Genomic DNA, 14,388 nt, shown 5'->3' with positions numbered 1-14,388 from the left:
AAAGCGATGGCCCTGCCGTTTCCTCGTCCGCGAGGCGTCCGAGGACGCCGTGGGCGTTCCTAGACTCCTCACATGTGTGCGCACGTTGTCGTCGCTGAGGATGACGCCAAACAGGCCGAGCTGATCCGCCGCTACCTGGAACACGAGGGCCACGACGTGATCCTCGTCCAGGACGGCCGGGCCGCGCTCGACCAGATCCGCCGGCGTCTGCCCGATCTGCTGGTGCTCGACGTGATGATGCCCGGGCTGGACGGGCTCGACGTCTGCCGGACCGTCCGGTCGGAGGCCGGCCTCGAAGGGCTGCCCCTGCTGATGCTGACCGCCCGGTCCACCGAGGACGACCTGCTGCTCGGACTGGACCTGGGCGCGGACGACTACCTGACCAAACCGTTCAGCCCGCGCGAGCTGATGGCCCGCATCCGGTCGCTGCTGCGGCGCAGCGGGCGCACCCGGGCGGCGTCCGGCGCGGCGGGCGGCACGCCGGGCGGCACCCTGCTGACCGCGGGCCCGGTGACCGTCGACCCGGCCCGGCACGAGGTCTGGGCGCACGGTAGGCACATACCCTGCACCCCGGGCGAGTTCCGGCTGCTGGAGGTGCTCGCGGGCCGGCCGGGGCAGGTGTTCACCCGGTCGCAGATCCTGGAGCGGCTGCACGGCTTCGACCGGTACATCACCACGCGGACGGTCGATGTGCACGTCATGAACCTGCGCAAGAAGATCGAGGAGAACCCGCGCCGGCCGAAGTGCCTGGTGACCGTGTACGGGGTGGGCTACAAGCTGTCCGACGACAAACGCCCGTCCCAGCCCGGGGACGTGCGCCGTGCGCGGTGACGTCCGGCCCGGCCGCCCGTCCACGGGCTCGGGTTTCGCCGTGCCCCTGGGGCGCAGCCTGCTCCTGCGCCTGCTCGCCGTGGCGGCCCTGGTGTCGGTGTGCTCGATCGCGGCCACCGCGTGGGTGGTCGTACGGACGACGGCCGTGGCGATCCGCGAGGAGCAGGGCAAGGACCTCGCCGACGACACCAAGACGTACGACGTGCTGATCGGTTACGCCGCGCGGCACCGGAACTGGCACGGGGTGGGCCCCACGGTGGCCGCGCTGGGGCGGACGACCGGGCACCGGATCGTCCTGCGGGACGGCGGCCGGACGCTGGCGGACTCCGCCCCGGTGCCCGGCCACCCGTACGTGGTCTCCCGCAGGCCGACCGTCGTCGTCGACCCGCTGTCGGTCGATCCGCAACGGCTGCCGGCCGCGGCGCGGAACGGCGGGATCGACCCACGTGCCGTCGGCCCGTACCGGCTGTCGGACGTCGAGAGCGCGAGACTGCTGGGTACGGCCCGGGAAGTCGTCGCGTGTCTGCGGGCGGCGGGCACCGCGGCGCGGGTGGTGCTCGGCCCCGGCGGCCGGCCCACCGTTCGGACGCCGGCCGGACAGCGCGTCGACTCCCGGTGCGAGGAGCCGGTGCTGAACGACCCGATGCCCTCCGAGCGCAAGGCACTCGACAGCCTCGACGACCTGGTCGACAGCTGCCTGGCACGGCGGGGGCTCGGCGGGGTGGACGTGCTGCTCGACGGGTCCTGGCAGGCGGTGCGCACACCGTCCCGTACGCCCCCGGGCCCCCCGTCCGACAAGTCCGACAAGGACGTGCGGGACTGCGTCGCGAGCGGGCGCGCGGAGCAACTGCGGCCGTACGTGGCGCCCGCCGCCCAGCTCTACGTCAGCGGTCCCGGCGACCGGACCGCCACCACCTTCCTCTCCCTGTCGGCACCCAACAAGCTGCGGATCGCGTGGGGCGCGGCGCTCGTGCTGCTCGTGACGGTCGCGGTCACCGCCTTCGCGGGCGTCCGGCTCGTCCGGCCGCTGCGCAGGCTCACCCTGGCCGCACAGCGGATGGAGGCCGGGGACGTCTCGGCGCGGGTCGAGGTGACCGGCCGCGACGAGATCGCCCGGCTGTCGGCCGCGTTCAACGCGATGTCACGGCGGCGCGAGCAGCTGGAGTCGGCCCGCAAGGCGATGGTGAGCGATGTGGCGCACGAGCTGCGCACGCCGCTGAGCAACATCCGCGGCTGGCTGGAGGCGGTCGAGGACGGCATCGTCCCGGCGGACGAGAAGCTGGTGGCCTCGGTGCTGGAGGAGGCGGTGCTGCTCCAGCACGTCATCGACGACCTGCGGGACCTCTCGGCGGCGGACGCGGGCGAACTGCCCCTCGCCGCCGAGCCGTTGAGTGTGGCCGACGTCCTCGCCCAGACGGCTCAGGGCCACGGTCCGCGGGCCGAGGCCGCGGGGGTGCGGCTCGTCGTGGCGGCCGACCCCGAACTGGAGGTGCCGGCCGACCCGGTACGGCTGCGGCAGGCGGTCGGCAACCTCGTGTCGAACGCCATCCGCCACACACCGCCCGGCGGCACCGTGCTGCTGAGAGCGGCCGGTGACCTGCCCCTCCCCGCAGGGGCCGGCAGGGCGGCGGGCGTCCGCATCGAGGTCTCCGACACGGGCTCGGGGATCGCGCCCGAGGACCTGCCGTACGTCTTCGACCGGTTCTGGCGGGCCGAGAAGTCCCGCTCGCGCCAGACCGGTGGCAGCGGGCTCGGCCTGTCGATCGTGCGCAAGCTGATCGAGGCACACGGCGGCACGGTGGAGGCCCACAGCACCCCGGGCACCGGCTCCACCTTCACCCTGCGCCTGCCCGGGCTCCCCTCGCCACCGCGCTGAACGGCCGCCGCGGACACGGCGGCACTCCGGCCTGGAAGCGGCCCCGCCGAGCCCGGGTCCAGCCGGACCGCGCGCGGTCGACCGGAGCTCCCCCGGCAGTACCAGGTCCGGTCCGGCGTGGCGCTGGGTCAGGTGGCCCGCCCCTCCAGGTCGAGCAGGCCGACGGCGGCGATGTGCAGGGTACGGCCCAGCCGCTCGGCGAAGTCCACCTTCGTGGCGGCGAGTTCCGGGTCCTGCTGCGCCTCGGCGACGGCCGGTGAGGGATGCGCGAAGGGCCACAGCCCGGCCGTGTAGACGACGGTCAGGGAGACCAGCTCGCGGGCGGCCGTGGGGCTCAGCGCGGGGATGTGCCGGCGCAGCAGCTCCGCCAGGGCGGCCAGCAACCGGGCGTGGGCTCGTTTGAAGTCACGCGCCGACTCGGCGGAGATGTTCCGTTCGAGTTCGGAGCCCAGCGAGCTGAGCAGTTCGCACAGGAGGGTCCGGCGGGCCAGGGACCGGGCCAGGGTGTCCGTCACCGCCCGGGGCGATGCCGGTCCGGCGGCGCCGACGGACGCCAGGTCGGTGGACAACTCCTCGATCCACCGCGCGAGGTCGCGGTTGAGGAGCTCGAAGAAGACCGCTTCCCTGGTCTCGAAGTAGCGCACGACGTTCGTCTTCGACAGCCCGACCCGCCGACTGAGCTCCCGCAGGCTGATGTCGCTGACCGGCATCTCCGTCAGGAGCTGTGTCGCGGCTTCGAGGATGGTCCGTTTGCGGATCTCGCGCTGCTCGGCGCTGCGGGCGCGCTGGAAGTCGGTCGGCCGGTCGTCTGTCATCGTCGCTTCCTCGGGAACTCTCGCGGCCCACCCCTGGCGCCGCTCCCGGTCACCCTATGGCCTGCCGGTGCCGTCCGGAGGGGCGGCACCGGCAGGGGGCGGACCTGGGCGCCAGGTCCGTCAGCGCGGATCACACGGACTCGCTCACGTGACGCCACTTGGCGTCCGAGGCGGCGAGGGTCTCGGCCGCGAACCGGCCGACCTCGACGGCGTCCTTGCCGAGCAGCAGGTGCAGCGGCGGCTCCTCGGCCTCCACGATGTCCAGCAGGATCTGGGCGACGCGGGCGGGGTCGCCCGGCTGGTTGCCGTCCGAGGCCCGCTGGCGGGCGATGGCCGGCTCGACGACCGGCTTGTAGGGGTCGCTGACCGGCGGGGTGTCCATCGAGGAGCCGGCCCAGTGGGTGCGCATGGCGCCCGGCTCGGCGACGGTCACCTTGATGCCGAGCGGGGCGACTTCCTTGGCGAGGACCTCGGAGAAGCCGCCGACGGCCCACTTGGCCGCCTGGTAGGCGCCCAGGCCGGGGCCGCCCACGCGGCCACCGACGGAGGAGATCTGGATGACGTGGCCAAAGCCCTGCTCGCGCAGGACGGGAAGGGCAGCCTTGGTGACGTTCACGACGCCGTAGAAGTTGGCGTCCACCTGGTTGCGGAAGGCCTCGTCGGTCATGTCCTCGATGGCGGCCATGTCGGCGTAACCGGCGTTGTTGACGACCACGTCCAGGCGGCCGAAGGCGTCGACGGCGGCCTGGACGGCCCGGCGGGAGGCTTCGGCGTCGGTCACGTCCAGCGTGACGAGGCGGACCTTGTCGCCGTACTTGTCGGCGAGGTCGTTCAGCGATTCGGTGCGCCGGGCGGTGGCGACCAGGTTGCCGCCGGCCGCGAGGACGGCCTCGGCGATGGAACGGCCCAGGCCGCGGGAGCTGCCGGTGACCAGCCAGGTCTTGCTCATGATGTGCCTCGATTTCAGTGTTGTCACAGGGAATGTGGGGGGAGTGGGTGGTGCGGGCGGGCCCGAAGGCTCGGGACGGGGGGAGCCGGAGAGGCTCAGATGAGGAAGCCGCCGTCGACCGCGAGGTGGGCGCCGGTGACGTAGGACGCCTCGTCGGAGAGCAGGAAGGCGACGGCCTTCGCCACTTCCTCGCCGGTGCCGAGCCGGCGGGCCGGGATCTTCTCGGCGATCTTCGCGACCTCTTCGGGGTTGCCCTGCTGACGGGGCACCGGGATGACGCCGGGCTGGAGTTCGTTGATCCGGATGCCGTGCTGGGCCCAGTCGGCCGCGGCGGCGCGGGTCAGGCCGCGGACGCCGTGCTTGCTCGCGCTGTAGGCGGCGCGGTGCGACAGACCGCGGTCGGCGAAGACGCTGGAGATGTTGACGACAGCGCCGCCGCCGGCCGCCTTGATCGCCGGGAGCTGGTGCTTCAGCCCGTAGAAGACGCCGGAGAGGTTGATCGAGATGGTCTTGTCCCACTCCTCCTCGGGCAGGTCGGGAACGTCGTGGTGGACGCCGGAGGTGCCGGCGTTGTTCACGGCCAGGTGCAGGGCGCCGAAGTGGCGGACGGTCTCGGCGACGGCGTGCTCGGCGGTGTGCGGGTCGCTGACGTCACCGGCGACGACGAGGGCCTTGCCGCCCGCCTCGGTGATCTCGTCGGCGAGCTCCCTGAGCGGCGCCTCCTGGCGGCTGACCAGGGTGACGTCGGCCCCGCGTGCGGCGAGCAGGCGGGCGATGTCGGAACCTATGCCGCTTCCGGCGCCGGTCACGAGCGCGGTCCTGCCGGCGAACTGGTCGTCGTGGTTCATGGGGTGTGCTCCTCGTGCGAGGGGGCGGCCGGTACGGCGGGCCCCTGTGTGTGGTGTTCCGCGCCGGGTGTCACTTCGCGGTGTCGTCCGGAAGCGTGTTGAGGGCTCCGTACCGGCCCCCCTTGACCCGTGCGGGGTCGAACAGGGCGCCGAGACGGGCCACGTCGTCGGCGCTGAGCCGGACCGAGGTGGCGGCGAGGTTCGCTCGGACATAGGCCGGACGGCGGGAACCCGGGATCGGGACGATGTCGTGGTGTTGCGCCAGCAGCCAGGCGAGGGCGATCTGACCGGCGGTGTTGCCCGTGCTCGCGGCGAACTCCTCCAACTCGTCGACCAACCGCCGGTTGTGGTCGAAGTTGTCGCCCTGGAACTTGGGCAGCGTGGAGCGGAAGTCGTCACGTTCGAACTCGGTGCCCCGGCTGAAGGAGCCGGTGAGCATGCCGCGGCCCAGCGGGCTGTAGGGCACCAGAGTGATGCCCAGTCGGCGGCACTGCGGCAGTACTTCGGCCTCGACGCCGCGCTCCCACAGTGAGTACTCGCTCTGGAGCGCGGCGACGGGGTGGACGGCGTGGGCCCGCCGCAGGATGTCCGGGCCGACCTCGCTCAGGCCGATCGCCCGGACCTTGCCCTCGGCGACCAGTTCGGCCATGGCGCCCACGGTGTCCTCGACGGGGACGGCCGGGTCGAGCCGGTGGTAGTAGTACAGGTCGATCCGGTCCGTGCCGAGCCGCTTCAGGCTCGCCTCGCAGGCGGCCTTCACGTACTCGGGGCGGCCGTCGAAGAAGCTGCGGCCCTCGGGGGTGGGGCGCGCGGAGAACTTCGTCGCCACGACCGCCCGGTCCCGGCGCCCTTGGAGCGCGCGTCCCAGCAGTTCCTCGTTGTGGCCGAAGCCGGCCACCGGCCGGCCCGGGGTGGCGCTGCCCGCCCCGTAGTAGTCCGAGGTGTCGAACAGCTCGACACCCGCCTCGATCGCGTCACGGATGGTGGCGACCGAGGCGTCCGGGTCCGTCGCGCCGTAGAACTGCGACATCCCCATGAGCCCGAGTCCGACGGGCCGCACCGAGATGCCGGATCCACCCAGCGGAGTACGCGCCGCGTGTGCGGTGCCTTCGCTCATCACCTGAACCCACCTTCGCCTGTGTGGCCCGGCACTTCGTTAAGAGGCCACTGGAACCTTACGGCTCCGAATTTAACAGGCCACTGGCCTCTTGTCGAATGCGTACCTTGCTACGGGTGGTCGTGGGGGGCGTGCCCGGCGCCGTCCCTCGGGCTCGCTACGGGAGCGAGCATGAGGTTGGGGTCGGAGGCGGTGGCGTAGGCGGCGCTGGGTATGTAGGCGACGTTGCGGCGCACCGCGACCGAGGTCGGGTTCTGGAGTCCGTCGGCGCTGGTGAGCACGGTCGTCCAGGTGCCGTCCGGGTGGATGCGCACGACCTTGTTGGGGCCGTCGAGCGCGGCCAGGATGTCGTCGCCTCGGCCGGTGAAGGCGAAGTCGTCGATGCCGGTCAGCCCCGTGGCCCTGATCTGGACGGGGCCGGGCCGGCCCCCCGGGCCGAACGGGATGCGCACCACCGTGCCCCGGTCGAGGTTGGTCGCCCACAGCGCGCCCCGGTGGATCTTCAGCCCGTTGACGCCGAGGAAGCCGGTCGAGGCGAGTTCGGGAGCGGCGGACCAGGTGGTGGGGGTCCCGCCCGTGGTGGGCACGGTGGAGATCCTCCCCAGCGCGGAGTCGGCCATGTAGAGCCGGTCGTGGTGTTCGTCCAGCGCCAGCCCGTTGGGCAGCCCGTCGGCGGGGAGTGCCGCGATGCGGTGCGGGGTGCCTCCCGGGCGCAGCCGCCACAGGCCGGTCAGGTCGGAGGTGCCGCTGGCGTAGAGGAAGTACAGCGTCCCGTCGTGGGCCCGGACGATGCCCGCGGTCAGGGCGAAGCCGAGCTTCGGGGTGTGCACACCGCCGTCGGCGGGCGCGGGCAGTGTGGCCAGGATCCGGGTGTCGCCCCGCGGACTGACGGCGGCCACCTGGCGGCCGGCGGCGAAGGTGACGACGGCTGTGCCGTCGGGCTCCAGCGCGATGTTCTCCGGCGTCTGACCGTGCGACAGGTCGAAGTGTGCGGCGATACGAGGGCCGGCTACCGGTCGTGTCGCCGCCGAGGCGGAGACCTGGGTGAGGGCGGTGACCGCGGTCGTCGCCGCGGCCGTGACGGCGCACGCGAGTGCGACCAGTCTGTTTCTCATGACCTTCTGCTTCCTTCACGGGGGTTCGGCCGCCGACGGCGTCACTCGTGTGGCGCCTGGGGCCGAATTCATCGTAAGGAGCATACATTCAATGGATGCAACATAAGGCGAATATGGGGGTGGGTAGGATCGCTCCATGGGTCAGCGCGCGTACACCTCCCGGCTCCGAGCCCAGAAGGCGGAGCAGACCCGCAGGGCGATCCTCGCGACAGCCCGCGATCTCTTCGCCGAGCGGGGATACGGCCGGGTGAGCCTCGCCACCATCGCCGCGGAGGCCGACGTCGCGCTGAACACGGTGTACTCCAGCATCGGCGGCAAGCCCGCACTGATCCTGGCCCTGGCCAAAGACAGCGCCGACGACGAGCAGGTGGATCTCACCAGGCAGCAGGTACTGGCGACCGACGACGGGCGCGAGATCCTGCGGCTGACGGCGGTGGGCACGGGCAAGGTGATCGAGCGGCACGCCAAGACGCTCACGGTGCTGATGGACGCCCGCAACTCCGACGCGGACGTGGCCAAAGCCGCTGACTACAAGATGGGGCACTACCGCGGCCTTCTGGACGTCATCGCCGACCGGCTCTTCGATCTCGGTGACGTACGTGCCGAGGTGACCCGCGAACAGGCACGGGACATCATGTGGTTCTACTTCGGCGTCTCCTCGTGGAGCACCGTGAGGGAACTGGGCTGGCCCTACCCCCGGGCGACAGCATGGCTCGAAGCCCAAGCGGCGGCAGCGCTCCTGCCTTAGGGCAGGAGGCGGCAGAGGTTGACTGGAACGGGTTGACTCTCCTGACCGAATGAGACGTCTGTATGCGCCATGATGCTTTAATCCATGGCTGAATCAGCTTCTCCGGAGTGACATCACCAACCAGGAGGCTCCCGGCATGCCTGACTCCCACACGAGTACGACGGAGCTGGTGACGCAGTACAGCTCCCAGTTGGCGGGCGACCTCGAACGCAACGTCCAGGAGCAGGATCGGATCCGGAGCGAGATCGACCAGCTTCAGGGCCGTCTGCTGGCTCTCCAGCACGATCATTCCGTACTCGCGACCATGCAGCAGGCACTGGAGAGCGGTATCCCGATGCAGCAGGGTCCCGTGGCCAAGGGCCGGCGGAGCGCGGGCGGCGATTACGGCTACGGGCTGCCCGGCGGCTCGGCGGGCCCGAGGAAGCGGCAGAGCAAGCCGACCCTGGTGGCCCTGATCCGCGCCCACCTCGCACAGCAGTCGGAGCCGTCCTCCGCGGCCGAGATCGCTGCCGCCCTCGGCGAGGCCCACCCGGACCGGGTCATCAAGACGACCGTGGTGCGTACGACCCTGGAAGGACTCGTCGCCCGCAGCGCTGCCCAGCGCCTCAAGCAGGGCCACTCCGTGTTCTACGCCGCCCTTGAGCCGGCCGACGAGGAGGAGACGGCGAGGGAGGGCCGGGAGAAGCAGGCCGCCGGCCGTGCGTCCTCGAAGGACTGAGAGCCTCGCCCGGCCGTGGGGACCGCGTTCCCCGTTCCCCGGGGACGCCGGCGCGGTTCCCACCCGTTTCCCCGCCCTGCCGGCGCGGCGGTCGGTGCGTGACGTCCGCACCGACCGCCGTGTGCTCACCGACCCCGTCGACTGCCCCGTCCACTCCGGAGACGTCACGCCCGCGCGCGTCCGGCGGATGAACTCCTAGAGCGCGTGCCGCTGACCGCGCACCGGCACCGGCGCGGCCACCCGGCCCGGAGCCGCCAGCCGGTGTGTGGCGTACACCAGCAGGGACAGGCTGATCGCGGCCAGCACACCGTAGGCGAGGTCACTGTCCAGGCTGTCCCACAGGGTGTGCAGGGTGACCGCGACCGCGTAGACCAGCACGAACAGCCCCACCGAGCGGCGGCGCCACCCGTGGGCGGCGGCGGACCACAGGGCCGCGGCCGTCAGGCCCGTCCAGGCCATGTGCGCGGCGGGGCTCAGCAGCCCCCGCCACACCAGCAGGTCGTCCACCGCCGAGAGGTCGCCGTTGGAGTTGACGAGTTCGACGAAGGCGTAGCCCATCGTCTCGAAGACGGCGAACCCGGCGCCGGAGGCGACACCGATCAGCAGCCCGTCACCGGGGTGCCGGTCGCGGATGATCAGGAGCAGCAGGACCGGGACGATGAGCTTCGCCGCCTCCTCGATCACTCCGACGGCGACCGTGGGCAGGACGTCCATCAGCAACAGCGTCCGGTACTCCAGGACTCCGGCCGTGGTCACCCCGATCGCGCCGCCCGTCAGTGCGGTCACCCCGACGACCCCCATGCCGGCGCCGAAGTCGAGCCGTCGGCCGGCCACGAAGGCGACGAAGGCCGACGGCACCAGCGCCGCCCCGAAGAAGATCAGAGCGGGGATGAGGTTGGGATTGCGCGTGGAGATCAGGGCCGAGTGGATCAGCCAGAACAGCAGCAGACCGACCAGCAGGACGGCGACCCAGCCCCAGCGGCGGCCGATGCGGGACAGCCCGCTCTGGTCGGACCGGACCGAACGGTGTGTGAGCGACACGGACACGACTTCCTCCCCGAAACGTGGATGAGCCGACAGTGCCCGGTCACGCGCCGGTCCGCATCACACGTTCATGCGGTCTGCGCGGAGACGCCATGTGTGATGTCCCGCCCCCAGGATCACGGCGGCATGTGTGGTACGTGCGGCGGACGGCCCGCTGAAGAGACCTCAGCTGACGAAGTCCGGTGCCGTGCCCTGTTCCGCGGCGGGCGAGGGTGGTCGTCCGCCTAGTCGCCGCCGCTGCCCGGCCTGCTGGTCAGACGGGCGAGCCATTCCGTGAGCAGCAGGTGCTCGCCCGGGGTGAAGGGCTGCCGGCCGTCCTTCTCGTCGAGCAGGGCCTTGAGCGCCACGGCGTGCCGGGCGCCCCGTTCGGCGCGCGACTCGGCCGCGCCGGTGTCCCGCTCGTCCGCGATCAGGGCCGCGAGGACGGCGTCCCGCGTGTTCTCCGACAGGCCCTCGTGCTCGGCGAGCAGCCCGGCGGCGTCGGCGCTGATCAGTGTCACGGTCACGCCGATGCCCGCCGCGTGGATCATCGCGGCCGCGGCCTCGACGCTCATCCGCAGCCGGCCCGCCTCGGCGACCCGGGTGACGAGCTGCACCAGGATGTCGTAGGCCTCGCCCATGACGGTGGCGCCCTCGCCCGGCCGGGGATCGGTGTACAGCAGCCGGTAGAGGGCCGGGTTGGCGAGCCCGAAGGCCACGTGCAGGTCCCAGCCGTGCCGCAGTTGGTCGACCGCGTCACCGGAGGCGAGATTGGCCTGCTTCTCGGCGAGGTAGGAGGCGAAGCCTCGCTGGGCGACCTCGTCGAGGAGCCCCTGCATGTCACCGAACTGCCGGTAGATGGTCTGGGCCTGTACGCCCGCCGCCGCGCTGACGGAACGGGTGGAGACCGCCTCCCGTCCGCCTTCGGCCAGCAGGTCGGCCGCTGCCCGCAGGATCCGCTCGCGCGGCTGCGGGATCGTCTCGCTCGCTGTCATGCCATCGATGATAACGGTTGACCGTGATCGATGCTGACGTTATCGTCGATGCATCGGGTATGTGATCGCCGATCGCAGCGATGTCCCCCGGTGGGCCGCGGCGCGCAGGTGGTTGGTCACCGTCAAGGAGGAAGATCGTGGATCCCGCACCCCGGAGAACCCAGTCGCGGACGGTCCTCGTCACCGGCGCCGGCACCGGGACGGGCGCCCTCTCGTCCGTCTCGCTCGCCCAGGCCGGGCACCGCGTCTTCGCCTCGATGCGTGACCCCGGGGGCCGGAACGCGGAGAAGGCCCAGGCGCTGCTCCGGCGCACCGAGGACGCGCCCGGTGAGCTGTCCGTCGTCGAACTCGACGTGCTGTCCGAGGAGTCCGCCTCGGCGGCCGTCGACGAGGTCGTGCGGCAGGCCGACGGCCTCGACGTCGTCGTCCACAACGCCGCCCACCTGCTGGTCGGGGTGACCGAGGCGTTCAGCCCGGAGGAGGTGCTGCGCGCCTTCGACGTCAACGCCGTCGGCGCCCTCCGCGTCGACCGGGCCGTCCTTCCGGTGCTGCGCCGCCAGGAGTCGGGCCTGCTGCTGTGGATCGGCTCGGGCACGACCCGCGCCGTCCCGCCCTTCCTCGCCCCTACTCCGCTGCCAAGGCAGCCTTCGACGCCTTCGCCGAGTCGACCGCCTGGGACGTCGCCGCCTACGGCATCGAGACCACGATCCTGATGCCCGGCGTCTTCACCCACGGCACCGCGCACTTCGCCGACGCCGCCATTCCCGCCGACACCGAGCGCACGGCCGGGTACGACAGGATCGCCCCGTTCCTCGCCTCGATGGGCGAGGACACCGAGCGGCTGATGGCCGGCGGTGTGAGTGCCGACCCGCAGATCGCCGCCGACGAGGTCGTCCGGGTCGTCGGACTGCCCGTGGGCCGACGGCCGCGCCGGACCGTCGCCGACGGCTCCGACTGCGGCGCCGAGATCATCAACGGCGCCGCCGAGGAACTGCGGCTGCGCCTGGCCCGCCGTATGGGCGTCACCGGGTTGCTCGACCGCCTGTGAACCTGACCGTCCCGGGACCTCCCCGGGTACGGATCCACCCTGTCCTCCGTCCACACGGAACCCACGCCATTCCCCGCACACACCATTCGTGCGCACACCTTCCCCGCACACTTTCCCCCGCACACCTCACCCCTCGCACAAGGAGAACCGTCATGACCGTGACTCGGCGCAAGCTGGGCCTGTCGGGCCCCGAGGTTTCCACCATCGGCCTGGGCGCCATGGGCATGTCGGACCTGTACGGTCCGGCGGACGACGCGGAGAGCATCGCCACCCTGCACACGGCGATCGACGCGGGCCTCAACCTCATCGACACCGGTGACTTCTACGGCTCGGGCGCGAACGAGATGCTCATCGCGCGTGCCCTGCGCGAACGACGACGCGAGGACGTCGTCCTGAGCGTCAAGTTCGGCTCGCGCCGCGCACCCGACGGCAGCTTCCAGCCGGCCCCCTACGACGTGTCGCCGGAGGCCGTGAAGGACCGGCTCGCCTACTCGCTGCGGCGCCTGGAGACCGATTACATCGACATCTACCGCCCGGCCCGCCTCAATCCGCAGATCCCGGTGGAGGAGACCGTCGGCGCGCTGGAGGAGATGCGCCAGGCCGGCTACATCCGGCACATCGGGCTGTCCGAGCTGGGCGCCGACACCATCCGGCGCGCCGCCGCCGTGGCCCCGATCAGCGATCTCCAGATCGAGTACTCGCTGCTCTCGCGCGGCCCGGAGGAGTCGATCATCCCGACGCTGCGGGAGCTGGGCATCGGCCTGACGGCGTACGGCGTGCTCTCCCGCGGTCTGCTGAGCGGCCACTGGTCGCCCTCGCGCGAGCTGGCCGGGAACGACTTCCGCGCCCACTCGCCGCGCTTCCAGGGCGAGAACCTGGAGGCGAACCTGCGCCTGGTCCAGGCGCTGGGCCGGGTGGCCGAGCGCCTCGGGGCCACCACCAGCCAGGTCGCGATCGCCTGGGTGGCGGCCCAGGGCGAGGACATCGTGCCGCTGGTGGGCGCCCGGCGCCGGGAGCGGCTGGCGGAGTCGCTCGGCGCCGCCGGCCTCCGCCTCGACGCGGAGACGCTGGCCGAGATCGAGAAGGCGGTGCCCGCGGGCGCGGCGGCCGGTGAGCGGTACGCGGCCCCGCAGATGGCGACGCTCGACAGCGAGCGCTGACCGCCGTACCCGCACGACCGGGGCGCCTACGGAGCGGGCGCACCCGGTCCGCGCGGGGCGGGCGGCACCTGGGTGTCCCGTCGGCCGGCGGGGCGCCGCTGCCGTGTCACCGAGCTCTCGGACACCGTCGCCGACGCGTGCCGCCGTCAGCGGGTCGGCGCGGAGGACCTGGCGGAGACGAGGGGCACGGCGGAGCCGCTGGACGCGGTCCGGCAGGCCCACGCCTCCCTCACCTACGTTTCCGCCGCCCCCCATATTGCTCCCCGACATCGACGGGCACGTCGACACGGCCCACCGGCTCCTGGCCGGGGCGGCTGCGCCGCTCGCGCGCGGTGACCGAGGCACGCGTCCAGCTCAGACCGGCGCACACGGCCTTCGAGCCCGGTGGCGGCACACGTACCGCACGGGCGGTGCTCGTCGGCTTCCTACGCGGCGACTCCGTGGACGTCGCCCGGCGACGCCGTCGCGCCGCACACATCGGCCAGCGGCGGTACGGCGCTCAGGACGCTCCGGGCGTCGTACCGCTGGATCGTCCAGGCCGAGCAGACCGTACGGTTCCCCTGCTCACCCCGCAGGACCAGGTACCGGAGGTCCTGGTAGGGCTCCGTCGTCAGGCGCAGGCCGGTGATCGGACGGGCGAAGAGCCGGGTGAGGTACTGGCTCGCATACCGGGGGCCGACGCTGTCGGGCTCGAACAGCCGCTGGAAGGCGGCGGTGTCCCGGGCACGGACGGCCGCCGTCGCGGCGGTCTCCAGCGCGCCGACGCTCCTCGCCCCCCGGTCGGCCGGGGCGGCGCTGCTCTGTTCGTGGATGAAGAAGCAGACGACCGCCAGCCAGAGGGCCACCAGGGCACAGACCACCCACAGCCAGGACACTCTCGGAATTCGCTGCATGCTCGCATCCGCCGTTTCGGGTCCCGGGCCCGCCGAGGACCATGGGGGAGGGAAGGGAGTACGTCCCGCGTACCAGGATGGCCGCCGTTTCCCGGCGCCGCGATGGAGCCGCCCCCACACGATCGGTCCTCGATGGTGGGGAGATCCCCAAGAGTCTCCTGGACGGGTGCGTCGCGGCCGTGTGGGAATCCCCGCCCCGCACCGAGCGGTAACGTGGGGCTGCCCCTATGGTTCAGCACTCGGAGCACGAGG

The 14,388-nt window shown here is 72.3% G+C and carries 15 protein-coding genes; 7 read left to right on the top strand and 8 right to left on the bottom strand.

Annotated features, from left to right (window positions below; all coding sequences use genetic code 11):
• Positions 1 to 72: 72 nt before the first annotated feature.
• Positions 73 to 831 carry a response regulator transcription factor gene (locus IE273_RS26405; protein ID WP_189817653.1) on the top strand — a complete coding sequence of 253 codons (759 nt, stop codon included), beginning with the start codon at positions 73 to 75 and terminating at the stop codon, positions 829 to 831.
• Positions 821 to 2,707: a sensor histidine kinase gene (locus IE273_RS26400; RefSeq protein ID WP_189817652.1), complete on the top strand. Its 1,887-nt coding sequence runs from the start codon at positions 821 to 823 to the stop codon at positions 2,705 to 2,707. The genes IE273_RS26405 and IE273_RS26400 overlap by 11 nt, the downstream gene beginning before the upstream one ends.
• Before the next feature lie 128 nt (positions 2,708 to 2,835).
• Here the strand turns inward: IE273_RS26400 and IE273_RS26395 are convergent, their stop codons facing one another.
• The 5 genes from IE273_RS26395 to IE273_RS26375 all read right to left on the bottom strand — a co-directional run bounded on the left by IE273_RS26395 (position 2,836) and on the right by IE273_RS26375 (position 7,551).
• The gene (locus tag IE273_RS26395; protein WP_189817651.1) at positions 2,836 to 3,522 is read right to left on the bottom strand and encodes a TetR/AcrR family transcriptional regulator; all 687 of its coding nucleotides are present in this window, start codon (positions 3,520 to 3,522) and stop codon (positions 2,836 to 2,838) included.
• A 130-nt stretch (positions 3,523 to 3,652) separates the two neighbouring features.
• Positions 3,653 to 4,471 carry an SDR family NAD(P)-dependent oxidoreductase gene (locus tag IE273_RS26390; RefSeq protein WP_189817650.1) on the bottom strand — a complete coding sequence of 273 codons (819 nt, stop codon included), beginning with the start codon at positions 4,469 to 4,471 and terminating at the stop codon, positions 3,653 to 3,655.
• A 95-nt stretch (positions 4,472 to 4,566) separates the two neighbouring features.
• Positions 4,567 to 5,319 (bottom strand): SDR family NAD(P)-dependent oxidoreductase, encoded by a 753-nt coding sequence (locus IE273_RS26385; protein ID WP_189817649.1) that lies wholly within the window; start codon positions 5,317 to 5,319, stop codon positions 4,567 to 4,569.
• Positions 5,320 to 5,389: 70 nt separating this feature from the next.
• Entirely contained in the window at positions 5,390 to 6,439 is a 1,050-nt protein-coding gene (locus tag IE273_RS26380; RefSeq protein ID WP_373309398.1) for an aldo/keto reductase, read from the bottom strand.
• A 107-nt stretch (positions 6,440 to 6,546) separates the two neighbouring features.
• Positions 6,547 to 7,551 carry a hypothetical protein gene (locus IE273_RS26375; RefSeq protein WP_189817647.1) on the bottom strand — a complete coding sequence of 335 codons (1,005 nt, stop codon included), beginning with the start codon at positions 7,549 to 7,551 and terminating at the stop codon, positions 6,547 to 6,549.
• Positions 7,552 to 7,687: 136 nt separating this feature from the next.
• On the opposite strand from IE273_RS26375, the gene IE273_RS26370 reads away from it, so the two are divergent.
• The gene (locus IE273_RS26370) at positions 7,688 to 8,299 is read left to right on the top strand and encodes a TetR/AcrR family transcriptional regulator (RefSeq protein ID WP_189817646.1); all 612 of its coding nucleotides are present in this window, start codon (positions 7,688 to 7,690) and stop codon (positions 8,297 to 8,299) included.
• 136 nt (positions 8,300 to 8,435) lie between these two features.
• Positions 8,436 to 9,017 carry a hypothetical protein gene (locus IE273_RS26365; protein WP_189817645.1) on the top strand — a complete coding sequence of 194 codons (582 nt, stop codon included), beginning with the start codon at positions 8,436 to 8,438 and terminating at the stop codon, positions 9,015 to 9,017.
• A 195-nt stretch (positions 9,018 to 9,212) separates the two neighbouring features.
• Here IE273_RS26365 and IE273_RS26360 read toward each other — a convergent pair whose 3' ends face one another.
• Both IE273_RS26360 and IE273_RS26355 read right to left on the bottom strand, forming a co-directional pair.
• Positions 9,213 to 10,058, bottom strand: a complete 846-nt coding sequence (locus tag IE273_RS26360) for a PrsW family intramembrane metalloprotease (protein ID WP_189817644.1) — start codon at positions 10,056 to 10,058, stop codon at positions 9,213 to 9,215.
• A gap of 227 nt (positions 10,059 to 10,285) precedes the next feature.
• On the bottom strand, positions 10,286 to 11,035 hold the full coding sequence (locus IE273_RS26355; protein WP_189817643.1) for a TetR/AcrR family transcriptional regulator: 750 nt from the start codon (positions 11,033 to 11,035) through the stop codon (positions 10,286 to 10,288).
• Between the two features lie 137 nt (positions 11,036 to 11,172).
• Here IE273_RS26355 and IE273_RS43845 point away from each other — a divergent pair, with 137 nt between their 5' ends.
• The 3 genes from IE273_RS43845 (at position 11,173) to IE273_RS26345 (ending at position 13,243) form a co-directional block, all read left to right on the top strand.
• A complete protein-coding gene (locus IE273_RS43845) occupies positions 11,173 to 11,748 on the top strand; it encodes an SDR family NAD(P)-dependent oxidoreductase (RefSeq protein WP_229887563.1) in 576 nt (191 codons plus the stop codon).
• Entirely contained in the window at positions 11,748 to 12,083 is a 336-nt protein-coding gene (locus tag IE273_RS43840; protein ID WP_229887562.1) for a hypothetical protein, read from the top strand. The genes IE273_RS43845 and IE273_RS43840 overlap by 1 nt, the downstream gene beginning before the upstream one ends.
• A gap of 152 nt (positions 12,084 to 12,235) precedes the next feature.
• Entirely contained in the window at positions 12,236 to 13,243 is a 1,008-nt protein-coding gene (locus IE273_RS26345; RefSeq protein WP_189817642.1) for an aldo/keto reductase, read from the top strand.
• A 425-nt stretch (positions 13,244 to 13,668) separates the two neighbouring features.
• Here the strand turns inward: IE273_RS26345 and IE273_RS26340 are convergent, their stop codons facing one another.
• Positions 13,669 to 14,136 (bottom strand): hypothetical protein, encoded by a 468-nt coding sequence (locus IE273_RS26340; protein ID WP_229887559.1) that lies wholly within the window; start codon positions 14,134 to 14,136, stop codon positions 13,669 to 13,671.
• Between the last annotated feature and the right edge of the window lie 252 nt (positions 14,137 to 14,388).

The organism is Streptomyces olivaceoviridis, assembly GCF_014650115.1.
GTDB classification, from domain to species: domain Bacteria; phylum Actinomycetota; class Actinomycetes; order Streptomycetales; family Streptomycetaceae; genus Streptomyces; species Streptomyces olivaceoviridis.
This window is presented reverse-complemented; position numbering and strand designations above follow the sequence as displayed.